We start from the raw sequence: 20,660 nt of genomic DNA on the forward strand, positions 1-20,660 counted from the left end.
TGGGCGGAATCGCAATACTTATGTGGAGTCTGTAATCGTTCGATGATCGGCTATGCTTCGATAGACAGATTGCAGCATGTGACAGTTGTGGCAAGCCACTCCCGTGTGGATATCGGCATCTGGGTGGCCAACGGCTGGTTCAGGACCCTGGATAATTCGAGTTCGAACGAGGAGCTTGCTGAGAATGTCCTTGAGGCGTTCACCAAGACGCAGGATGGCGTAGGCCAAGAGTTCGTCGAGGATGTCAAGGGCCGAATGCCAGAGCTGAAGCAAAGTCAGTTGATCATGGCTGCGATGCGTTGAGCAGGGCTGGGATGAGCATCTTGTCGGCGTGGTGACGTTCCATCACCTGCTTGATCCTGGAGTGTCCAGCGAGCCGGATCAGGGCGATGGTGAGGTTGCGCAGGGCGGCCATGGCGTGGGCGACGCCGCCGAGCCAGGCGTGGTGGGTGTCCTCGCCGAACAGGACGTCACGGACCCAGTGGACCTTGTTCTCGATCCACCAGTGGGTGCGCACGTGTCTGGCGATCTCGGCCCCCGCGCTGGTCAGGCTGGTGATGCCGTGGACGATCTGTTTGCTGATCCGTTGCCCGTCCGGCGCGTACACGTCACGGCGTAGCCGGAACACCGTGGCCGCGCCGGGGAAGTCGACGCCGGTGGCGGGCGCCGTCCAGATGGTGCGGGTGACCCGCAGGCCGCTGCGGCGTTCGGTGTCGGTGTGGTCGCTGGTCGCGGCCGTGGCGGCGGGTAGCCGGTCGGTGATCGCGGCCAGCAGCGCGGGCCTGTTGCCCTTCACGGTGAACACGTAGTCCGCGTCTCGGTTCCGCAGGTAGGTGGCGGTGTCGCCGCTGGGGTGCGCGGCGTCGGCGGTGATCACCGTGCCGGCGATCTCGGTGTGGTCGAGCAGCGCCCGGATCTGGGTGACCTCGGTGGTGCCGGCCGGGACCCGCACCTGGGCGACGACCACCGCGGTGTCGTGGCGCATCGCGGCGAACAGCTGCACGTCGACCCCGTCCGGTCCGCCCGAGTGGCGGACGGTCTTGCCGTCCACCGCCAGCCCGCACTGGTCGGCCGGTGGGGCGAGTCGGGTGGCCAGCCAGGCGCTGACGAGGCGGTCCACCACGGCCGCGTCGACCGCCTCGACCACCCGGCGCAGCGTGTCGCGACCCGGTGCGACGCGGACCCCGAGCACCGGATGCCGGCGGGCGCCAGCGGCGGCCAACAGCGGCTGCGGCAATTCGGCGACCCGGTCGGCGGCCTGCCGGAAGTTGCGGGCTCCGCACAGCAGTGCCATCGTCAGCACGGTCAACACCGCCGCGAGCCGGTGCCGGACGCCCCGGGCCTTCCGTGGATCGGTGACCTGCCCGAACAGTGTCGCCAGCGCGGTGACCTGCCGGGTGTCCACCTCCCCGCGATGATCGGTGACGGTGTCGAACGCGGCGTGGGAGACTGACACGAGCGGCCTTTCTTTGCAGACGACGACTGGCGTAGGAACCTTCATCGTCTACTTGGGAAGGCCGTGCTCGTTCACCACCCCTGGACCGGACCGGCGGACACCATCCTCACCAGGGAAAACAAAGATCAACTAACTTTGCTTTGGCTCTGGGCCGAATGCGGCGAATCTTCAATTCAGTTGGGGTTGATTCGAATGCGGCTTACCTGAAAGGCCTCGTTTCGGTGAATGCAAGGCGGGAATTCCCGGCCAGTTCTGTAGAATTGACCCCGATGCAGAACTTGGGGCCGCGGCGAGGGCTCAGACTCGATCTTGACCAGATGGTTGTTGTGTCTCCGGATGCGGGGCTCAACGATCTTGGAGCCTCAATTCGGGTGGCGCTTGACAGGGCATCATGAGCACGTCAATAAGTTTGGGGGTGCCAGACCTGGTCTGCCGTGGTTGGTGCTGGGGTTGCGCAGGCAAGTCGAGCCGGAGCCACGGGCAGAGTCGACGGTGTGAAGCCGGGCGGACTCGCCGACGCGTGACCCCGGTAGGCCGCCGCCCGACGAACGCGGGTCCCGGGTCCTCAGCTACCCGGCGGTTACTCCTTGCATCATCAGGAGGATCCCGGGCCGGTCAGGGCACGACGGGCGGGTACGCAGAGTAGGGTCAGCCGCGTGAGCGCGAAGACGTGAACCGCGTACCGCCGGGCTCCCCCGACCTCGCCCGGCGGGCGCGCGCAGGCCGCGAACGAAAGGCACCCCTGTGACCAGCCCAGCCAAGACCCGCGTCGCCATCGTCTTCGGCGGCCGCAGCACCGAGCACGCGATCTCCTGCGTCAGCGCCGGCAGCATCCTGGCCGCCCTGGACACCGACGAGTACGAGATCGTCCCGGTCGGCATCACCCGCGCCGGGCGGTGGGTTCTCACCACCGGCGACGGCAGCCAGCTGGCCATCACCGACCGGCAACTGCCGGAGATCACCGACCGGTCCGGCTCGGCCGTGGTGCTGCCTGCCGACCCGACCGGCAACGGGATCATGGTGCTGGACCCGGCGGACGGCCCGGCCGCCGCCCTGGCCGGCGTCGATGTCGTCTTCCCGGCGCTGCACGGCGCGTACGGCGAGGACGGCACCATCCAAGGGCTGCTGGAGATGGCCGGCATCCCGTACGTCGGGGCCGGGGTGTTCGCCTCGGCTGCCGCGATGGATAAGGAGTTCACCAAGAAGCTGGCCACCGTCGAGGGCATCCCGACCGGCCCGTACGCGGTGCTGCGCCCCGGGGTGAGCCTCAGCGACGCCGACAAGGAGCGCCTCGGCCTGCCGGTGTTCGTCAAGCCGTCGCGCGCCGGTTCGTCGTACGGCATCACCAAGGTCTCCGACTGGGCCGACCTGGACGCCGCCGTCGCCACCGCCCGGGAGATCGACCCGAAGGTGCTGATCGAGGCGGCGATCGTCGGCCGTGAGGTCGAGTGCGGGGTGATCGAGGGCGAGGCCGGCGGCGGCCCCGAGGCGTCCCTGCTGGCCGAGGTACGGGTGGTCACCGACCACGAGTTCTACGACTTCGAGGCCAAGTATCTGGACAACTCCTGCGAGTACGACATCCCGGCCGGGTTGTCGGAGCAGGTCACCCGGCAGGTGCAGGACTACGCCTGCCGCACGTTCACCGCGCTGGACTGCGCCGGGCTGGCCCGGGTCGACTTCTTCGTCACCGACGACGACCAGATCTACCTCAACGAGATCAACACGATGCCGGGGTTCACCCCGACGTCGATGTTCCCGCGGATGTGGGCGGCCGCCGGCCTGGAGTACCCGAAGCTGGTGGACCGGCTGATCCGTACCGCCCTGAGCCGGGGCACCGGGCTGCGCTGACCGACTGCCGGGACCCCAGACCGAATCAGACCGAATCAGACCGGATCCGGATCCGGACCGGACCGGACCCAGAGTCAGGCGCGGCAGCCGCGCGGGGCGGCGTCCGCGTCGCTGGGCACCGTCTCGATCAGCGGGTCGGCGAACGCGGCCACCCACTGGCCCGGTTCGTCGTAGGAGCCGGGCACGCTCACCCGCACCGGGATCTCCCGGTCGACGGTGGTCCAGACGGTGGCGTCGGCCTGCTCGGCCGCGTGCCAGCAGACCCCGTCCAGCGCGTACACCAGGTCGGTCGGTGGGAACTGCGCCGCCGGCACCCCGCAGGCGACGGTGATCGGCGGTTCGCCGTACGCGGCGTTCTGCTCGGCGCCGTCGGTGACCCGCCGCTGCGGCAGGTCGCGCAGCGTACCCGGCAGTTGGGAGACCAGCGCCCGGCAGACGATCTCGGCGCGTTCGTCCAGCGTCGGGGCGGCGATCTGCACCGGCGTGGTCGGCACCGGCGCGACACCGGCGGACGCCGACGCCGACGGGTCTGCGGCGGACCCCGGCTCGTCGTCGGACCCGGCCGGGGCGAGCCGGCTCAACGCGGCGAGCGCCACGATGACGGTCAACGGCAACGCCACCACGGTCGCCCAGATCGCCGCCTGCCGGGTCGTCCGGTCCGGCCCACCTGTCACAGTCGTACCACCGAACACGTCAGGGTCCGGGTGATGCCCGGCACCATCTGGACCCGGCTGACTATCATCGTCCCGAGTTCGTCCACGGTGTGCGCCTCGGTGAGCACGACCACGTCGTACGGCCCGGTCACCGCGTCCACCCGGACCACGCCGGAGATGTCCGCGATCGCGTCGGCGACGTCGCGTGCCTTTCCGACTTCGGTCTGGATGAGGATGTATGCCTGGACCACGACCCGACTCCTATCCGCCGCCCGGGAGCGGCTCGAACGTGAAACTACCGTACGGAGCAGGCCGGATTCATGACGGTGCCCGAGTGGAGACGACAATGATCGAGGTGGACCGGTGAATGTGGCACAGGCCGGTGAATTCGGGCTCATCTCCCGGGTCACCGCGCGGCTGCATCCGGGGGCCGCCACCCTGCTCGGCCCCGGCGACGACGCGGCCGTGGTGGCCGCCTCGGACGGCCGGGTGGTCGCCTCCACCGACGTGCTCGTCGAGGGCCGGCACTTCCGGCGGGACTGGTCCAGCGCCGTCGACGTCGGGCACCGCGCGGCCGCCGCGAACCTCGCCGACATCGTGGCGATGGGGGCGGTGCCGACCGCGTTGCTGGTGGCGCTCTGCGCCCCGCCCGAGACCGACGCCGGCTGGGCCGAGGACCTGGCGGTCGGCCTGTCCGACGAGGCGGCCAAGGTCGGCGCGAGCGTGGTCGGCGGCGACATGTCGGCCAGCCCGACCCTGACCATCGCGGTGACCGCCCTCGGGGACCTGCACGGCGCCACCCCGGTGCTGCGCAGCGGCGCGCACGCCGGTGACGTGCTGGCCATCGCGGGCCGGCTCGGCTACGCCGCCGCCGGCTACACGGTGCTGTCCCGGGGCTTCCGGTCACCGAAGCTGCTCGTGGAGGCGTACCGACGCCCCGAGGTGCCGTACGCCGCCGGCCCGGCCGCCGCGAACGTCGGCGCCAGCGCCATGATCGACATCTCGGACGGGCTGATCGCCGACCTGGGTCACGTCGCCACCGCCAGCCGGGTCGGTATCGACCTGCGGCGGGCCGCGTTCGAGGTGCCGCCGCAGATGCGCGACACCGCCAACGCGCTCGGCGTCGACCCGTACCAGTGGATCTTCGGCGGTGGTGACGACCACGCCCTGGCCGCGACGTTCCCCGAGGATCTGCCGCTGCCGAAGGGCTGGCGGCGGGTCGGGCACGTGGTCAAAGGCGCCGGGGTCACCATCGACGGCCAGCCCTACCAGGGCGTCGCCGGCTGGGAACACTTCCAGTGAGGCCGCGCCGGTCACCGCTGAGCCACCGCCGGTGACCGCACTACGCTTTACCGCGTGACTGATCTGCTTCAGGCCGGCGTCGAGATCCGCCGGGTCCGCTACACCGACGCGGTGGCGCAACGCCTGGTGGCCGCCGCCATGGCCGATCTGGGTGCCCGCTACGGCGGCACCGGCGACGACACCCCGGTCGACCCGGCCCACTTCGACCCGCCCGGCGGTGCCTTCCTGATCGCCCATCTGGACGGGGCGCCGGCCGGCTGCGCCGGCTGGCGCAGCCACGGCAGCTCCGGCGAGGACGCCGAGCTGAAGCGGATGTACGTCGCCGACGCCGCCCGCGGGCGCGGGGTGGCCCGCGCGCTGCTGGCCGCCGTCGAACGCTCCGCCGCCGGCCAGGGCCGCCGCCGGGTCATCCTGGAGTGCGGCGACAAGCAGCCCGAGGCGATCGCGCTCTACAGCAGCTGCGGGTACGCCCGGATCCCGAACTTCGGCTACTACCGGGACTCGCCGGGCTGCCTGTCCTTCGGCCGGGTGCTCAGCGCCGACTGGTGACGGGTGCTCACCGCCGGCTGGTGACCGTACACAGTCAGCCGCCGGACCCGATCGGGTCCGGCGGCTGCTGAAACGTCAGGTCGTGGGCGGCGCGGTCAGGCGCCCCGGACCACCTTGCCGGCCTTGAGGCAGGAGGTGCAGGCGTTCACCTTGCGGGTGTTGCCGCCACCGGCCGGGGTGCGAACGGTCTGGATGTTCGGGTTCCAACGGCGGTTGGTCTTCTTCTTCGACCACGGCACGTTGTGACCGAAGCCCGGCCCTTTGCCACAGACGTCGCACACGCTAGCCACGGGATACTCCTGGGGATTTGTCGTTCATCAGGTCGCCGGTCGCCGGGACACACCACGCCCAGACAACCTGGCCAGGCTACCCGATCGACCACCCGGGCGGCCAATCGCCCTGCCCCGACCGGTCCGTTGCCGCCGGCCCGGCCGCACCCGGGTCGTCTTCACGGCGGCTGTCGGCGTGCGCCAGTAGGCTCATCGCCGTGCTGGACACCCTTGACGCCGCCGCCGTGCGCCGGTGGTGTTCGGGTGCGCTGGCCGCGCTGCGCCGCCACCAGGGCGAGATCGACGCGCTCAACGTCTACCCGGTGCCGGACGGCGACACCGGCACCAATTTGGTCCTCACCCTCACCTCGGCCCAGCATGCCCTGGCCCTCGACCTGGACAACTCCTCCGAGGGGGAGCAGACCTCGCACGGGCGGGTGCTGCGGCTGATGGCCCGGGGCGCGCTGCTCGGTGCCCGGGGCAATTCCGGGGTGATCGTCTCGCAGATCCTGCGCGCGCTGGCCGACGCGCTCACCGACACCGCCGTGGTGCGCGGCCGGGCCCTCGCGTCGGCGTTGACCGCCGCCACCGACGCGGCGTACGCGGCGGTCGCCCGCCCGGTCGAGGGGACGGTGCTGACCGTGGTCGCCGCCGCCGCGCGGGCCGCCGACCGGACCGGCTCCGACGACCTCCCCACCGTGGTACGGGCCGCCGCCGCGGCCGCCCGCGACGCCCTCGCTGCGACCCCCGGCCAGTTGCCGGTGCTGGCCCGCGCCGGGGTGGTCGACGCCGGCGGTCGCGGCCTGTGCCTGCTGCTCGACGCGCTGGCTGCCGTGGTCGGCACCCCGCTCACCGACAGCACCGACAACCCTGACAACGCCGACAGCCCTGACAACCCAGTCGGCCGCGCCGCCGACCCCGACGGCGCCGACCCCGACGGCGCCGGGCCCGCCGCCAACCCCCATAGCGGGGCCGGTTCCGAGGGGTACGCCTACGAGGTGCAGTTCCTGCTCGAAGCGCCGGCCGGGGCGGTCGACCGGATGCGGGCCGCACTCGCCGAGATCGGCGACTCGCTGGTCGTCGTCGGCTCCGACGCATGGGGCGATGACGACAGGGACGATGACGACAGGAACGGTCCGGTGTGGAACGTGCACGTGCACGTCGACGACATCGGCGCCGCCATCGAGGCCGGCATCGCCGCCGGTCGCCCGTACCAGATCTCGGTCACCCGGTTCGCCGACCGGCCGGCGCCGCCGCTCGCCGGCCGGGCCGCGGTGGTGGTCGCCGCCGGCACCGGCCTCGCCGCCCTGTTCACCGGTGAGGGCGCCGGCGTGGTCGGCGGCTCCCCGTCCACCGCCGAGCTGCTCGACGCCATCCGCCGCACCGGCGCCGCCGAAGTGGTGGTGCTGCCCAACGACCCGGACACCCAGGCCGTCGCCGGCCTCGCCGCCCGGGAGGCCGAGGCCGGCGGCGTCACCGTCGCCGTCGTGCCGACCCGGTCACCGGTACAGGCCCTCGCCGCGCTCGCCGTCCGCGACCCGCGACGCCGCTTCGACGACGACGTGATCGCGATGGCCGAGGCGGCCGGAGCCTGCCGGTACGCCGAGGTCTGCCTCGCCGCCCGGGAAGCGCTCACCGTCGCCGGCCGCTGCCGCCCCGGCGACGTGCTCGCCCTGGTCGAGGGGGAGGTGCTGCTGATCGGCACCGACCTGGCCGGCACCTGCCGCAACCTGCTGGACCAGCTGCTCGGCGGCGGCGGTGAGCTGGTCACCTTGATCGTCGGCGAGCAGGCACCGGACGGACTGGGCGAGGCGGTGGCGGCGCACGTCGCCCGCTGCTGGCCGTTCGTCGAGGTGCACACCTTCGTCGGCGGGCAGCCGCACTACCCGCTGCTGGTAGGGATCGAATGACGCAGCCGTTGTTGGAGGCCGGATGACGCAGCCGTGCACGATGGACACTCCGCTGAAGGTCAACCTGGGCGCGAAGACCGCCAAGGCGATGGCCGACCACCTCGACCTGCACACCGTAGGGGACCTGCTCTACCACTTCCCGCGCCGCTACGACCAGCGCGGCGAGCACACCGACATCCGTTCGCTGGAGGTGGGGGAGCAGGTCACCGTCCTGGGCCAGGTGCGGCGGACCACCGTACGGCCGATGCGCCAACGGCGCGGCAAGCTGCTCGAAGTGGTCGTCGAGGACGGCACCGGCGGCACCCTGACGTTGACCTTCTTCGGCAACCAGGCGTGGCGGGAACGGGACCTGAAACCGGGCCGCTGGGGGCTATTCGCCGGCAAGGTGACCGAGTTCCGGGGCGTACGCCAGCTCAACGGCCCCGAGTACGTGCTGCTCGGCGACGGTGCCGCCGACGGCGAGGTGGCCGCCGAGGACCCGGTGGAGGAGTTCGCCGGGGCGCTGATCCCGGTCTACCCGGCGGCGGCCGCCGTGCCGACCTGGGTGATCGCCCGCTGCGTACGGACCGTGCTGGACGTGCTCACCCCGCCCGAGGATCCGATGCCGGCGGCGGTACGGGCCAGCCGCAACCTGCTCGGCCTGCACCCGGCGCTGCGGCAGATCCACCGCCCGGCCGACGAACCCGAGCTGTTCCAGGCCCGGCGGCGGCTCAAATGGGACGAGGCGTTCGCCGTACAGCTGACGTTGGTGCAGCGCAAGCTGCGCGCCGCCGACTGGCCCGCACGGCCCCGGCCCCGCGCGGACGCCGGCCTGCTGGCCGCGTTCGACGCCCGACTGCCGTACGAGTTGACCGACGGTCAGCGGCGCATCGGCGAGGAGATCGCCGCCGACCTGTCCACCGCGCATCCGATGCACCGGCTGCTGCAGGGCGAGGTCGGCTCCGGCAAGACGGTGTGCGCGCTGCGGGCGATGCTGCAGGTTGTCGACGCCGGTGGGCAGGCGGCGCTGCTCGCCCCGACCGAGGTGCTGGCCGCCCAGCATCACCGGGGCATCCAGGAGCTGCTCGGCCCGCTGGGGCGGGCCGGTGAACTGGACGGCGACCCGGCCGGCACCCGGGTGACGCTGGTCACCGGGTCGCTGGGGGCGGCGGCCCGCCGGGCCGCCCTCGACGAGGTCCGCGACGGCCGGGCCGGCATCGTGATCGGCACCCACGCCCTGCTGTACGAGGGCGTCGACTTCGCCGACCTGGGCCTGGTCGTCGTCGACGAGCAGCATCGGTTCGGGGTGGAGCAGCGCGACGCGTTGCGGGCCAAGGCCGAGCAGCCGCCGCACGTGCTGGTGATGACCGCCACCCCGATCCCGCGGACGGTCGCCATGACCGTGTACGGCGATCTGGAGGTCTCCGCGCTCACCCAACTGCCCGGCGGCCGGTCGCCGATCGTCTCGCACGTGGTACCGGCGGCGGAGAAGCCGGCCTTTCTGGAGCGGGCCTGGCGGCGGGTACGCGAGGAGGTGGCCGCCGGCCATCAGGCGTACGTGGTCTGCCCGCGCATCGGTGACGCGACCGGAACCAGCGCCGACGAGGAGCCCTCCGGCGACGGCGACGATCCCGGGGCGCGGCGGCCGCCGCTGGCGGTGACCGAGGTGGCGCCGCTGCTCGCCGACGGGCCGCTGCACGGGCTGCGGATCGAGGTGCTGCACGGTCGGCTGCCGGCCGACGCCAAGGACGCGGTGATGCGTGCCTTCGCCGCCGGTGACGTCGACGTGCTGGTCGCCACGACGGTGGTCGAGGTCGGGGTGAACGTGCCGAACGCCACCGTGATGATCGTGCTGGACGCCGACCGGTTCGGGGTGTCGCAGCTGCACCAGCTGCGTGGCCGGGTCGGTCGGGGCTCGGCGGCCGGGCTGTGCCTGCTGGTCACCGACGCCGCCGACGGTACGCCGGCCCGCGAGCGGCTGGACGCGGTCGCGTCGACCACCGACGGGTTCCGGCTGGCCGAGCTGGATCTGGAGCAGCGCCGCGAAGGTGACGTGCTGGGCGCGACCCAGTCGGGTCGCCGGTCCCACCTGCGGCTGTTGTCGCTGCTGCGCGACGCCGACCTGATCGGGCAGGCCCGGGCCGAGGCGATCGACCTGCTCGGCGACGATCCGGAGCTGACCCGGCATCCGGCGCTGGCGTCGTCGGTCGGCACTTTGGTCGACGCCGAACGCGCCGAGTACCTGGAGAAGGGCTGAATCCACGGCCGGGAGCGGCTGAGGCGGGCCGGGGAACGGGGCTGCGGCGGGCCGGGGAGCGGCTGCGGCCGGACAGGCGGAAGGGCGCCGACCGGGGGGATGGTCGACGCCCTTCCAGGGGTGGTGCGGGGGGGATGACTTTGTCAGTCAGTCACGACCCAGTGTGGCTGACTCAGGCGGTGAAGGTGACCCGCCGACGACGCGCCAGGTAGAACAGCACGCCACCGATGGCCAGCAGCGCGACGGCGCCAGCGGCGAGACCGCCGGCGGCGGCACCGGTGACCGGAAGGGAACCTCCGTCACCGTCGCCCGCGCCGCTTCCGCCGTCCTCGTCGCAGTCCTCGGGCTGCTCCCAGACGAACGGCTCCACGGTTTCGAGGCCGTCGCCGCTTGGGGTGACCTCGAGTCCGTCGAACGCCTCGAAGGCCACGCTGCCGGTCTCGCCCGGCTCGACGGTCAGCTCCTGCGCCTCGCCCTCGTTCGGGGTGAAGGTCACGGTGATGCTCTCGCCGTCCTCCGGGTTGGTGAGGGTGAAGATCATTTGGTCACAGGTGTACTCGACGGTGCCCTCCGGCTCGGCGGGCTCGACGCAGTCCTCCGGCTCGGTCCAGGCACTCTCGGCGAGCGGCTCCCCGGAGCCTTCCTCGGTGACGACGATCGAGGAGGCGTTCTCTGCCGGAACGGTGACGGTGGCGCTCTCCGCAGGCTGCACGGTGACGGACTCGGTGAAGTCGGCCGCACCGGTGACGGTGAACTTGGCCGGTGCGGTGCCGCCGTCGCCGTTGACCAGGGTGACGACGACCGAGCCGTCACAGGCCGATGCAAACGTCGCGGACGGGTTGGGCGTCGGCTTGCTGCATTCGCCGTCGAAGGCTACCGAGCCAACGGCCGTCTGCCCCTGCGGCTTCTTCCCCCGCAACACCTTGAGCTTCCACTTGGCGGTGACCGACAGGGTGGCCTCGGTCGCGTCGCCCGGCACGACCTGCGTGCCGGTCAACTCGCCCTCGCCGGCCTTCGGGATGACCGAGCCCTCGGCGAACCCGTCCAGAGTGGTGCCGTCCGGGGAGAGGCTCATCTCCTTGATGACCAGCTCAGGCTTGATCGGAAAGTCGATCTTGGCGAGCTCATCGAGCTTCGGCCAGTTCTGGCTCACGGTCCAGTCGACCAGCCAGTTGCCGGTCTCCGCGTCACAGGTCGCCTCGCCGGCGACGGTCACGACGAACAGCTTGAACTTTTCCGTGTGGTTGCCGGTGGCAGCCGCAGGCGCGCCGAGGGCGGCGATGCCGGCCAGACCGATCGTCGCGCCGGCCGCGATGGCCAAGGCGCGCCGAAGCGGGGACTTCAGACGGTTCACAGGTACTCCCGAGTGAGGGGTTCAGGGGCTCGGCGCGGGCGTGCGCAACCTGACTGGTGAGGTGCAGTCGATGATCGGTGCGACAACGTCCCGCGTCGTGCGTGGTGTCCGGCGTGTCCCACCGGCACAGCGCCTGACCTTAGCTGTTCCTGAACTGACGTGGTGACCCACAGGTCCAGCTAAGGATGATGTTGTCGATCCGAGACAATTGATGGACGCAACGTGTTCGCCATCCACTTCGCGGGTGGCCGTCGTCACCTCATCCGTATCTCCGGCAACAGCAGATGTACCTCGTCACACGAGGCGTACTCGGCCGTCCGGGGTGGTGCCCGGCCCGTTCGGCTGAATCGCGTAGCGTGCCGGGCATGAGTGCACCGGCTGCCGTGGGGGCACGTCGCCGATGACCCGGATCATCTCCGGCCGGCTCGGCGGCCGGCGGATCGCCACGCCGCCCGGCGCGAACACCCGGCCCACCTCCGACCGGGTCCGCGAGGCGCTGTTCAGCACCCTCGGGACGATGACCGATCTGGTCGGGGCGCGGTTCGCCGACTTCTACGCGGGCAGCGGCGCGGTGGGTCTGGAGGCGCTGTCCCGGGGCGCCGACCACGTACTGCTGGTCGAGTCCGACGCGCGGGCAGCCCGTACCGTCCGGGCGAACATCGCCGCGCTGGGAGCCGGCGCCGACGCCCGGCTGATCACCGCCAAGGTCGCGACCGCGCTGGCCACGCCACCGGATGGCGGCGGCTACGACGTGGTCTTCGCCGACCCGCCGTACGCGGTGACCGACGCCGAACTCCGGACCGTCCTGGACAGCCTCGTCGCCGGCGGCTGGCTCGCCCCGGACGCCGTCGTGGTGATCGAGCGGTCCGCCCGGGGACCGGCGTTGACCTGGGTGGAAGGCGTCACTGCCGAGCGCGGGCGGCGTTACGGCGAGACCATGCTTTGGTACGGTCGGCGATCATGAGACGAGCGGTGTGCCCCGGCTCTTTCGACCCGGTCACCAACGGACATCTCGACATCATCGGCCGGGCCAGCCGGCTGTTCGACGAGGTCATCGTGGGTGTCCTGATCAACCAGTCCAAGGCTGGCCTGTTCACCATCGACGAGCGGATATCGATGCTCCGCGAAGTGACCGGGTCGTACCGCAACGTTCGGGTTGCGTCGTTCCGCGGCCTGCTGGTGGACTTCTGCCGCGCCCAGGAGGCGGCCGTCGTGGTCAAGGGCCTGCGGGCGGTCAGCGACTTCGACTACGAACTGCAGATGGCGCAGATGAACATCGGCCTGGCCGGGGTGGAGACGCTGTTCATGCCGACCAACCCGCTCTACTCGTTCCTCTCCTCCAGTCTGGTCAAGGAGGTCGCCAAGTGGGGCGGTGACGTCTCGGCGCACCTGCCCGAGGCGGTCCACGACCGGCTGCTCGCCCGGGTCACCGCGCCACCGACCCAGCAGGTGTGAACCGGGCCGGTCCGGCAGTTCCGGGCGGGCCGGCCGAGCCGCTGTGAACGGGCCGGCCGAGCCGCGATGAACCGCCCGGCGTGTCGCGACGCGCCGGACCCGGGGTGGGATGGACCACATGTCGTCCGGGGTCGCATCATGATGGAGCGCCGACCGGTCCGGCAGTTGGGATGATGACGTTCTGGCCCGGCCTTGCCATCATGGTGGGTCGACCCTCCGACAACAGGGAGTGAGATGCCGGTGGATCCATTCGACCGCATCGACGAGATCATCGCGATGGTGGAGACCGCGCGGGCCGTGCCGATGTCCCGGAACAACTGCATGATCGACCGGGCCGAGATGATCGGCGTCCTGGACCAGTTCCGGGCCGAGCTCCCCGCCGACCTGCGCCGGGCGGCGGCGCTGCTGGAGGAACGCGACAAGATCATGGACGCCGGCAAGCGCGAGGCGGACCGGATCATCAGTGAGGGCGAGGCCGAGCACGCCCGGCTGGTGTCGGTGAACGAGATCACCGTCTCCGCCGAGCACGAGGGTGCCCGGATCGTCGCCGAGGCCCGCGCCGAGGCGCAGCGGCTGCGCGCCGAGGTCGACGACTACGTCGACACCGCGCTGGCCAACTTCGAGCAGTTCCTCACCCGGGCGCTTGCCTCGATAGAGCGTGGCCGGGACAAGATGCACGCGCTGCGGGAGATCGGTACCTTCTCAGGTGAGGAGAACGAACGCCCGCTGCCGTTCTGACCGACCGCGGGCGCCGTCCCGCTGACTGACCGACCGCCCCTGACCGACCGCTCGCCCTGCTGACCCGCCGTCGCCCGCCTGGCCGACCGGTGCCCCGGTTCGACGCCGTCGCCGCTGCTCGGGTAACCTACTTTGTCGGCCTCTACCAGGCCGGAGTCCAACTATGCGCAATCACTCGTCGAAGACACTCAACCCCAGGTCGCCGCTGGTTCTCGACACCCGGGAACTGCCGCGTCGCCCTGGCGCGTTGCGTACGGTGAGCCGGGTGGTGCCCGCGCCGGCGGACCTCGGGCTGGAGCTGAACGGCGTACCCGAAGGTGCCGACCTGAGCCTCGATCTGCGGCTCGAGTCGGTCTCCGAAGGGGTGCTCGTCTCCGGGACGGTCTCCGGGCCGATCTCCGGCGAGTGCGGGCGTTGCCTGCGCCCGATCAGCGAGTCGCTGACCGTCCCGATCCAGGAGCTGTACGCGTACGAGAACAGCACCACGGACGAGACGACCGACATCGACGAGGTGGGCCGGTTGCAGGGCGATCTGATCGACCTGGAGCCGGCACTGCGGGACGCGGTGGTGCTTGCACTGCCGACCACCCCGCTGTGCCGCAGCGACTGCCCTGGGCTGTGCCCCGACTGCGGGGTGCACTGGGACGAGCTGCCGGACGACCACAACCACCAACAGGTCGACCCGAGGTGGGCCGGCCTGTCGCAACTGACCCGCCAAGAGGAGTAAGAGCCGTGGCCGTTCCCAAGCGCCGGATGTCCCGCAGCAACACCCGTTCCCGCCGGTCCCAGTGGAAGACCACGCCGGTGGTGACCGTCGAGTGCCCGCAGTGCAAGTCCGCGAAGCTGCCGCACACCGCGTGCACCGTCTGCGGCACCTACAACGGCCGCCAGGTCATCGAGGTCTGATCCGGTCGTCGTGACGCCGCCGGTCTCCGACCGGGCGGCGCGGACCTCCCGGCGAACGCCGGGTGCCTCGTCCCAGGAGCCGGCCGGTCGGTCGGCACCGGCCGGCGCTGACTCCGGGACCGGCACCTCGCGGATCGCCGTCGACCTCCTCGGCGGGGATGGGGCACCCGCCGTCGTGGTTGACGGCGCTCTGCGCGCCTGCCGCGCCGATCCCGATCTCCAGCTCCTGCTCGTCGGCCCGCCGGACGCGGCGGACGACGTTCGCGCCGCGCTGCCCGACGACCAGCGCCGGCGGATCACGGTACGCCCGACAGGCGCGACTGGCGGGTCGGCGGCCGGTACCGCCGCAGGGCCCGACACCGGCCGGGCCGACGGCTCGATCCGGGCCGCCATGGCCGCGGTCGCCGACGGCGCGGCCGACGCGTTCATCTCCGCCGGGTCCAGCGGCGCGATCGTCACCGCTGCCGCGCTCGGCCTCGGCCGGTGGCCGACCGTACGCCGGCCCGCCCTGGTCGCCACCCTCCCGGCGGTCGCCGGCCCGGTGGTGCTGCTCGACGTCGGCGCCACGGTAGAGGCGCGCCCGGCCACCCTGACCCAGCACGCCCTGTTCGGCGCCGCGTACGGTGCCGTGCGGCTCGGCCTGGACCGGCCCCGGGTCGGACTGCTCTCGATCGGTGCCGAGCCAGGCAAGGGCGACCGGGTCCGGCGTACCGCCGACACCCTGCTGCGGAGCCTCACCCTGCCCGCCGACGGCCGGTACGTCGGCCTGGTCGAAGGACACGACGTCACGCTCGGTGACGGCCTCGACGTGGTGGTCACCGACGGCTTCACCGGGAACGTACTGCTCAAAGGCATCGAAGGTGCGTACGCGATGGCCGGCGGCCCGGAACCGGGCCGGGTCGCGCCCCGGGCGGCGGCCCTGCTCGGCGTCGCCGGGACGGTGGTCGTCTGCCACGGTGCCGCCACCGGCGCCGACATCGCCACCGGTATCACCCTCGCCGCCGGACTGCACCGTGGCCGGGTGACCTCGACTGTCGCCCGGATGCTCGACGACATCACCCGGCTGATCGCAGAACAGGACGAGGTATCGCCATGAGTAACAACCAGTCCCGTCGTCCGCCGGTTGCGCACCTGGAGGCCGCGTTCGGTGTGGCGTTCGAACCGGACCTGCTGGAACGGGCGTTGACCCACCGGTCGTACGCGTACGAGAACGGCGGCCTGCCCACCAACGAGCGGTTGGAGTTCCTCGGCGACTCGGTGCTCGGTGTGGTGATCACCTCGGCGCTGTTCCACAGCCACCCCGACCTGCCGGAAGGGCAACTGGCCAAGCTGCGGGCCAGCGTGGTCAACATGCGGGCGCTCGCCGAAGTGGCCCGGGCCCTCGGCCCGCAGGGGCTCGGCCCGTACCTGCTGCTCGGCAAGGGGGAGGAGAGCACCGGCGGGCGGGACAAGGCGAGCATCCTGGCCGACACCCTGGAGGCGCTCCTCGGCGCGATCTACCTGCAGTACGGGCTGGACACCGCGTCGATCGTGATCCGCCGGCTGTTCGACCCGTTGATGGCGGACTCCGCGAGCCGGGGCGCCGGGCTGGACTGGAAGACCAGCCTGCAGGAGCTGACCGCGACGCTCGGGCTGGGCGTGCCCGAGTACCGCATCGACGACGCCGGTCCGGACCACGCGAAGACCTTCACCGCCTGGGTGGTGGTCGCCGGGCAGCGCTACGGCGGGGCCGAAGGCCGCAGCAAGAAGGAGGCCGAGCAGCGGGCCGCCGAAGCCGCGTGGCGTACCCTCTCCGCGCAGATGGTGGACTCCACCGCAGCCGCCGGCACCGCGGCGGCCGTCGACCAGCCGGGTCCGGCTTCCGACGCCGACGCCGGTCCGCCGGACGGGGTCGCTGCCGGGCCGCCGGCCGGCCCGCCCGCCCAGGCCTGAGCACGAGAACACCACCGGCACCGGTCGGAGAAAGGCCTGTCATGCCAGAGCTGCCCGAGGTCGAGACGGTCCGGCAAGGGCTGGCCGGCTGGGTGATCGGCCGGCGGCTGGACACCGTGGAGGTGCGCCATCCCCGGACGATCCGCCGGCACCTGCCCGGCCCGGTGCACTTCGCCGCCGTACTCGCCGGCCGGCAGATCATCGACGTACGCCGCCGTGGCAAGTACCTGTGGCTGCCGCTGGACAGCGGCGACGCGGTGGTCGGCCATCTCGGCATGTCCGGACAGCTGCTGCTGCAGCCGGCCCACGCCCCGGACGAGACGCACCTGCGGGTCCGCTTCCGGTTCGTCGACGGCGACCCGCAGCTGCGCTTCGTCGACCAGCGGACGTTCGGCGGGCTCGCCGTCTCGGCCGGTGGCGCCGAGTTACCGGCCGAGATCGCGCACATCGCCCGGGATCCGCTCGACCCGGACTTCTCCGACACCGCGTTCGTCGCGGCGGTACGCCGACGTCGCACCGAGATCAAGCGGGCCCTGCTTGACCAGTCGCTGATCTCCGGGATCGGCAACATCTACGCCGACGAGGCGCTGTGGCGGGCCGGCCTGCACGGCACCCGACCGACCGATCGGCTGCCGGCTGCGACGGTCACCAGGCTGCTGGCACACGTACGGGACGTGCTGCGGGCGGCGGTCACCGAGGGCGGCACCAGTTTCGACGCGCTCTATGTCAACGTCAACGGCGAGAGCGGCTACTTCGACCGGTCACTCAACGTGTACGGGCGGGAGGATCAGCCCTGCGCCCGGTGCGGGGCGCTGATCCGCCGGGAGTCGTTCATGAACCGGTCGTCGTTCAGCTGCCCGCGCTGCCAACCTAGGCCGCGGGCCGTCCGCCGCTGACCGACGTCAGCTCAGCGCTCCGACCCGAACATCTGCGTCCAGTAGAGGGTCCCGTTCGACGAGGTGGCCGTGCCGACCCCCATGGCGACCGCGTCGCAGTTGAGGATGTTGGCCCGGTGACCCGGGCTGTTCATCCAGCCCTCCATGACCGCCTCGGCGGTGGGGTAGCCGGCCGCCACGTTCTCGCCGATCGCCTGCTCGTAGCCGGCTCGCTTGGCGCGTTCCCACGGGTCGCTGCCGTCGCTGCCTTCGTGCGACATTTCGTTGTTGGTCGCCTGGTCCTCGCTGTGCAGCCGGGCCGCCTCGGCCAACTGGTCGTTGATTGTCACCGCGCCGCACCCGTTGTCGTCGCGCGCCGCGTTGACCAGCACCAGGACCTGCTGCTGCTGGCTGGTGTCCCCGGTGGCGGTCTGCTGCGGCGCGGCGCTGGTCTTCGCCGGAGCGGCGGTGGTGCGCTGCGGCCGGGAGCTTTCCGGGGCGGCGGTGCTACGGCGTGGGCTCGGGGCAGCCGAGGTCGGCGGTGGCGGTGCGGGGCTCGCAGCCGGGGTCGGGGCGGCACCGAGTTCGGCGTCGAGCACCTCCGGCTCGCCGATCTGCGGATCCTCCGTACCAGCGGACTGTTCGGTGAGTGGATCGGTGACCGAATCGACATCCGTTGCCACGACGGTGTCGTCGGTGCCATCGGTTGAGTCGTCGCCGAACCCGGCGCGCAGCATCGCGCCGCCGCCACCGATCGCCACCAGCAGCACGACGACCAGCGTGGCCAGGGTGACCGGCCCGACGGCGAGCCGGCGCCGTCGGCCGTCGGCAACCTCCGGGTCGGAGCCGTCGCGCGCGTCGGACCGCCGCCGACGGGCGACGCGGGTCAGCGACCCGGTGTCGGTCGGGTCCTCACGCGACCCCCGGTCGTCGTCGGTCCAGCGATCGTCGCCGCTGGCCCAGCCGTCGTCCCCACCGGGCCAGCCGTTGACGTCGCCGGGCCCGTCGGCCAGTTCCCGCAGCACGCCGTACCGGTGCGTCCCGGTCTCGTCGTGCGGGGCGTCGCTGCCGGTCCCGTCGTATCCGTGCGGAGCGACGGCGTACCCCGGTCCGTCGGCGTACCCCGGTCCGTCCGGGCGGGCGATCAAGTGGGTGTCGTACCCGTCGTCGGTGGGGCGGCCGTACGGCTGCGGGTGGTATTCCGCCCCGCCGGGGAGCTGCCCGGTCGGGTCGGCGGGGTAGTCGCCGTGGTCCACGCCGTCGTACGCCGGGTGCCCGTCGTACGACAGGTGCCCGTGGCGGTCCGCTCCGTACGCTGGGTGACCGCCGCCGCCGTAACTGCCGAGGTCGTAACCGCCGTCGCCGGGGAACCGGCCGGCGGTCGGGTAGTCGTCGGCCGTCGCCGGGCCGGAGTAGTCGTCGGCCGACGAAGGGCCGGGTCGCCAGCCGGCGTCGAGGTGGTCACGCCAGGAACTCTGCCCGAACCGGTCGGTGTCCCAGCCGGTATCACCGGATGCGGTGTGGCCGGCGGGCGGCGTCGGATCGCCGGGGATGGATCCATCGACCCGGTCGTTGCGCCGGTACAAGGTCGTTGCCTCCGCAGGTGGGTGGTCGGCCCAGCGGGCCGCGTCCGGTGGGACCGGGGGGCGCTGTGCCGGGTGCGACGCTAAGGCGTCCGGCCGCGCCCGGCAACGCCGCTAAGACAAACCGGCGATCCCGCTAAGGAAGAGATAAGAGGCCGCGCGGAATGGTTGGTGGTCATCGGCGGCGGGTGGGGCGGTTGTCCCATCGGTAGAGGGTCCATGCGCGTCGGGTGAGGCTGCGGACGGTGATGATCGCGTCGGCGAGGTCGAAGTACGCGTCGATGACCTTCTCTGTTCGTTCGTAGCAGCGTTGCAGCCGGTTGAACGCGTTGTGCCAGCTGTTCGTCCGTTCAACGTGCCACCGTTGGCTCGCCTGGATGGGTGCCTTGTCGCCCTTGTGGGCGATCTCGCCGGTCAGGCCGCGTTCGGCCAGCAGCGTTCGGGTGGTGGCGGAGTCGTAGCCGGCGTCAAGGTGCACCGTGATGGTCGGCGGTAGTGGGCCGAGGTCGTCGAGGTGATCGAGGGTGGGTGCCAGCAGGGGCGAGTCGTGTCGGTTCGCGCCGGCCAGGACCCGGCCGAGGGGAATGCCGTAGCCGTCGACCATCGTGGAGCGTTTCATGCCCTGCTTGCCCCGATCGACGGGGGACCGTCCGGCGCAGTCACCGCCGCCGGGAGCCTTGGTGATGCAGCCGTCTACGGCGATGTCACTCAAGACCAAGCCGACGAGCCGGTCGTAGGCGTCCACGGCGATCTGCTTGAGCTGGGCGAACACCCCGAGGCGGATCCATTCGTCACGGCGGCCGCGGATCGTGGTGGCCGAACAGGTGGCATCGGCGATCGCCTCGTAGGAGCAGCCGAACCGCAACACCTGAACCAGCTTGTCGAACACGATGCGGTCATCGACCCGTCTACGGTGACAGCCCAACGGGTGTGTCGGTTGGTAGGTCGGCCGATCGGGTAGCAGCGCGGCGAACTGGACCCACAACGGCTCGATCAGCCATGCTGGGATGGCAGGCACAGAACCTCCCGTGATCACGGAGCGTCAGCAACTTCATGATCACTAGTTCTGTGCCTGCATCCGTTCAGGCGCGCCGATCAACCCACCATTACGCGCGACCGCTAAGGCGGACAACTGTCCGGCTGAGGTTCTGCCGTTGACACTGTGATCTGTGCCGCTAAACCGCCGCTCTTCGTACCTTTTGGGCGATAGATTCGGTGGAGGAGGTGGGGATCCTCGTCTGGTGGAACTTGACGAAGCGGCGACTTCGGCGGACCATGGGGGTGTCGCCAGTCGCGCCCAGTCGCGCCCCCGCATGCCCGGGGGTTGACCGACACGAGGGTTCACGGGCGCGCGTTGGCCGGCCTTTCCGGCAGCGCATTACAAGGAGACGAAATGGCGAAGGCCCTCTACGGCCACGTTGGTGCAGCACCCGACCGGCGCCTGCTCGACGAGGTCACCCGATTGCGTGCCACGGTACAGGCACTGGAGTTCGAGATCACCCGACTGCGGGCGGAGAACGACCGGCTCGCCGCGGCGGTCGCCGAAAGCGACGACCTGCTGCGGATCCCCGAGCCTGCGCTCACCTGATCTCCA

General features: G+C 71.6%; 22 protein-coding genes. 15 read left to right on the forward strand and 7 right to left on the reverse strand.

Annotated features, from left to right (window positions below):
* Window positions 1-42: 42 nt before the first annotated feature.
* The gene (locus tag ACN27J_RS31035; protein WP_421371713.1) at window positions 43-303 is read left to right on the forward strand and encodes a hypothetical protein; all 261 of its coding nucleotides are present in this window, start codon (window positions 43-45) and stop codon (window positions 301-303) included.
* Here the strand turns inward: ACN27J_RS31035 and ACN27J_RS31040 are convergent.
* Window positions 284-1,456: an ISAs1 family transposase gene (locus ACN27J_RS31040; RefSeq protein ID WP_421370266.1), complete on the reverse strand. Its 1,173-nt coding sequence runs from the start codon at window positions 1,454-1,456 to the stop codon at window positions 284-286. The genes ACN27J_RS31035 and ACN27J_RS31040 overlap by 20 nt on opposite strands.
* A gap of 744 nt (window positions 1,457-2,200) precedes the next feature.
* Between ACN27J_RS31040 and ACN27J_RS31045 the strand changes: the two genes are divergently transcribed.
* Window positions 2,201-3,304 carry a D-alanine--D-alanine ligase family protein gene (locus ACN27J_RS31045; RefSeq protein WP_278167754.1) on the forward strand — a complete coding sequence of 368 codons (1,104 nt, stop codon included), beginning with the start codon at window positions 2,201-2,203 and terminating at the stop codon, window positions 3,302-3,304.
* Between the two features lie 74 nt (window positions 3,305-3,378).
* Here the strand turns inward: ACN27J_RS31045 and ACN27J_RS31050 are convergent, their stop codons facing one another.
* Window positions 3,379-3,978, reverse strand: a complete 600-nt coding sequence (locus tag ACN27J_RS31050; protein WP_421371714.1) for a DUF3515 family protein — start codon at window positions 3,976-3,978, stop codon at window positions 3,379-3,381.
* Window positions 3,975-4,208 carry an Lrp/AsnC ligand binding domain-containing protein gene (locus ACN27J_RS31055; RefSeq protein WP_123600471.1) on the reverse strand — a complete coding sequence of 78 codons (234 nt, stop codon included), beginning with the start codon at window positions 4,206-4,208 and terminating at the stop codon, window positions 3,975-3,977. The genes ACN27J_RS31050 and ACN27J_RS31055 overlap by 4 nt, the downstream gene beginning before the upstream one ends.
* Window positions 4,209-4,320: 112 nt before the next feature.
* Between ACN27J_RS31055 and ACN27J_RS31060 the strand changes: the two genes are divergently transcribed.
* Together ACN27J_RS31060 and ACN27J_RS31065 are read left to right on the forward strand one after the other, a co-directional pair.
* Window positions 4,321-5,259 carry a thiamine-phosphate kinase gene (locus tag ACN27J_RS31060; protein ID WP_421371715.1) on the forward strand — a complete coding sequence of 313 codons (939 nt, stop codon included), beginning with the start codon at window positions 4,321-4,323 and terminating at the stop codon, window positions 5,257-5,259.
* 63 nt (window positions 5,260-5,322) lie between these two features.
* Window positions 5,323-5,808, forward strand: a complete 486-nt coding sequence (locus ACN27J_RS31065) for a GNAT family N-acetyltransferase (RefSeq protein WP_421372634.1) — start codon at window positions 5,323-5,325, stop codon at window positions 5,806-5,808.
* Between the two features lie 95 nt (window positions 5,809-5,903).
* On the opposite strand, the gene rpmB is transcribed toward ACN27J_RS31065, so the two are convergent.
* Complete coding sequence (rpmB, locus tag ACN27J_RS31070; protein ID WP_123600473.1) at window positions 5,904-6,098, reverse strand: 50S ribosomal protein L28; 195 nt, start codon at window positions 6,096-6,098, stop codon at window positions 5,904-5,906.
* Window positions 6,099-6,295: 197 nt separating this feature from the next.
* Here rpmB and ACN27J_RS31075 point away from each other — a divergent pair, with 197 nt between their 5' ends.
* Both ACN27J_RS31075 and recG read left to right on the forward strand, forming a co-directional pair.
* On the forward strand, window positions 6,296-7,987 hold the full coding sequence (locus tag ACN27J_RS31075) for a DAK2 domain-containing protein (RefSeq protein WP_421371717.1): 1,692 nt from the start codon (window positions 6,296-6,298) through the stop codon (window positions 7,985-7,987).
* Window positions 7,988-8,009: 22 nt separating this feature from the next.
* Entirely contained in the window at window positions 8,010-10,223 is a 2,214-nt protein-coding gene (gene recG, locus ACN27J_RS31080) for an ATP-dependent DNA helicase RecG (RefSeq protein WP_421371718.1), read from the forward strand.
* Between the two features lie 172 nt (window positions 10,224-10,395).
* Here the strand turns inward: recG and ACN27J_RS31085 are convergent, their stop codons facing one another.
* Window positions 10,396-11,577 (reverse strand): cell wall anchor protein, encoded by a 1,182-nt coding sequence (locus tag ACN27J_RS31085; RefSeq protein ID WP_421371719.1) that lies wholly within the window; start codon window positions 11,575-11,577, stop codon window positions 10,396-10,398.
* A 400-nt stretch (window positions 11,578-11,977) separates the two neighbouring features.
* On the opposite strand from ACN27J_RS31085, the gene rsmD reads away from it, so the two are divergent.
* The 8 genes from rsmD (at window position 11,978) to mutM (ending at window position 17,504) form a co-directional block, all read left to right on the forward strand.
* Window positions 11,978-12,541: a 16S rRNA (guanine(966)-N(2))-methyltransferase RsmD gene (gene rsmD / locus ACN27J_RS31090; RefSeq protein ID WP_421371720.1), complete on the forward strand. Its 564-nt coding sequence runs from the start codon at window positions 11,978-11,980 to the stop codon at window positions 12,539-12,541.
* Window positions 12,538-13,032 carry a pantetheine-phosphate adenylyltransferase gene (gene coaD / locus ACN27J_RS31095; protein ID WP_278167761.1) on the forward strand — a complete coding sequence of 165 codons (495 nt, stop codon included), beginning with the start codon at window positions 12,538-12,540 and terminating at the stop codon, window positions 13,030-13,032. The genes rsmD and coaD overlap by 4 nt, the downstream gene beginning before the upstream one ends.
* A 240-nt stretch (window positions 13,033-13,272) precedes the next feature.
* Complete coding sequence (locus ACN27J_RS31100; RefSeq protein ID WP_123604406.1) at window positions 13,273-13,770, forward strand: hypothetical protein; 498 nt, start codon at window positions 13,273-13,275, stop codon at window positions 13,768-13,770.
* A 163-nt stretch (window positions 13,771-13,933) separates the two neighbouring features.
* A complete protein-coding gene (locus tag ACN27J_RS31105) occupies window positions 13,934-14,497 on the forward strand; it encodes a YceD family protein (RefSeq protein ID WP_421371721.1) in 564 nt (187 codons plus the stop codon).
* 5 nt (window positions 14,498-14,502) lie between these two features.
* Complete coding sequence (rpmF, locus tag ACN27J_RS31110) at window positions 14,503-14,676, forward strand: 50S ribosomal protein L32 (RefSeq protein WP_123600480.1); 174 nt, start codon at window positions 14,503-14,505, stop codon at window positions 14,674-14,676.
* Window positions 14,677-14,809: 133 nt separating this feature from the next.
* Window positions 14,810-15,772, forward strand: coding sequence for a phosphate acyltransferase PlsX (locus ACN27J_RS31115; protein ID WP_421372637.1), 963 nt, complete (start codon window positions 14,810-14,812; stop codon window positions 15,770-15,772).
* Window positions 15,769-16,608, forward strand: a complete 840-nt coding sequence (gene rnc, locus ACN27J_RS31120; RefSeq protein ID WP_421371722.1) for a ribonuclease III — start codon at window positions 15,769-15,771, stop codon at window positions 16,606-16,608. The genes ACN27J_RS31115 and rnc overlap by 4 nt, the downstream gene beginning before the upstream one ends.
* 41 nt (window positions 16,609-16,649) lie before the next feature.
* On the forward strand, window positions 16,650-17,504 hold the full coding sequence (gene mutM / locus ACN27J_RS31125) for a bifunctional DNA-formamidopyrimidine glycosylase/DNA-(apurinic or apyrimidinic site) lyase (protein WP_421371723.1): 855 nt from the start codon (window positions 16,650-16,652) through the stop codon (window positions 17,502-17,504).
* 11 nt (window positions 17,505-17,515) lie between these two features.
* Here mutM and ACN27J_RS31130 read toward each other — a convergent pair whose 3' ends face one another.
* Together ACN27J_RS31130 and ACN27J_RS31135 are read right to left on the reverse strand one after the other, a co-directional pair.
* Window positions 17,516-19,069, reverse strand: a complete 1,554-nt coding sequence (locus ACN27J_RS31130) for a CAP domain-containing protein (RefSeq protein ID WP_421371724.1) — start codon at window positions 19,067-19,069, stop codon at window positions 17,516-17,518.
* A 172-nt stretch (window positions 19,070-19,241) separates the two neighbouring features.
* Window positions 19,242-20,084, reverse strand: a complete 843-nt coding sequence (locus tag ACN27J_RS31135; RefSeq protein WP_421364797.1) for an IS5 family transposase — start codon at window positions 20,082-20,084, stop codon at window positions 19,242-19,244.
* A gap of 375 nt (window positions 20,085-20,459) precedes the next feature.
* Between ACN27J_RS31135 and ACN27J_RS31140 the strand changes: the two genes are divergently transcribed.
* Window positions 20,460-20,654, forward strand: a complete 195-nt coding sequence (locus ACN27J_RS31140; RefSeq protein ID WP_123600485.1) for a hypothetical protein — start codon at window positions 20,460-20,462, stop codon at window positions 20,652-20,654.
* The last annotated feature ends 6 nt before the right edge of the window (window positions 20,655-20,660 follow it).

It is taken from the genome of Solwaraspora sp. WMMB762 (assembly GCF_049179115.1).
Classification (GTDB): domain Bacteria; phylum Actinomycetota; class Actinomycetes; order Mycobacteriales; family Micromonosporaceae; genus Micromonospora_E.

Coding starts and splice junctions, on each gene's coding strand:
- rnc (WP_421371722.1), top strand. CDS start 15,769: ATGAGTAACAACCAGTCCCGTCGTCCGCCGGTTGCGCACCTGGAGGCC.
- ACN27J_RS31105 (WP_421371721.1), top strand. CDS start 13,934: ATGCGCAATCACTCGTCGAAGACACTCAACCCCAGGTCGCCGCTGGTT.
- ACN27J_RS31140 (WP_123600485.1), top strand. CDS start 20,460: ATGGCGAAGGCCCTCTACGGCCACGTTGGTGCAGCACCCGACCGGCGC.
- mutM (WP_421371723.1), top strand. CDS start 16,650: ATGCCAGAGCTGCCCGAGGTCGAGACGGTCCGGCAAGGGCTGGCCGGC.
- ACN27J_RS31035 (WP_421371713.1), top strand. CDS start 43: ATGATCGGCTATGCTTCGATAGACAGATTGCAGCATGTGACAGTTGTG.
- coaD (WP_278167761.1), top strand. CDS start 12,538: ATGAGACGAGCGGTGTGCCCCGGCTCTTTCGACCCGGTCACCAACGGA.
- rsmD (WP_421371720.1), top strand. CDS start 11,978: ATGACCCGGATCATCTCCGGCCGGCTCGGCGGCCGGCGGATCGCCACG.
- recG (WP_421371718.1), top strand. CDS start 8,010: ATGACGCAGCCGTGCACGATGGACACTCCGCTGAAGGTCAACCTGGGC.